Genomic DNA, 234 nt, shown 5'->3' with positions numbered 1-234 from the left:
CCGCACCAGCGCGTCCTCGGGCTGTTCCCCCGGCTCCTGCTTGCCGCCGGGAAACTCCCAGCGCCCGGCCAGGTCACGGCCTTCGGTACGGCGGGCCAGCAGGATGCGGCCACGCGCGTCGGTGATGACGGCGGCCATGACATGGATCGAACGCAACGGAGTCGGCATGAGGGAAGCTTGCCGGGAACACGCGGGGAGACGCAAATAGCATCGCCTCCGCCTACCGCAAAGAAA

1 protein-coding gene is annotated in these 234 nt (G+C 68.4%); it reads right to left on the bottom strand.

Going from position 1 to position 234, the window contains the following annotated elements:
- Positions 1 to 138, bottom strand: a 138-nt coding sequence (locus RRF55_RS28050; protein WP_439419306.1) for an NUDIX domain-containing protein, incomplete at its 3' end; no start/stop codon positions are given.
- Positions 139 to 234 lie beyond the last annotated feature (96 nt).

This window comes from Klebsiella sp. K47 (assembly GCF_051858335.1).
GTDB classification, from domain to species: Bacteria; Pseudomonadota; Gammaproteobacteria; order Enterobacterales; family Enterobacteriaceae; genus Klebsiella; species Klebsiella pneumoniae.
The sequence above is the reverse complement of the archived record's forward strand: the minus strand, read 5'-3'. Positions and strand labels throughout refer to the sequence as shown.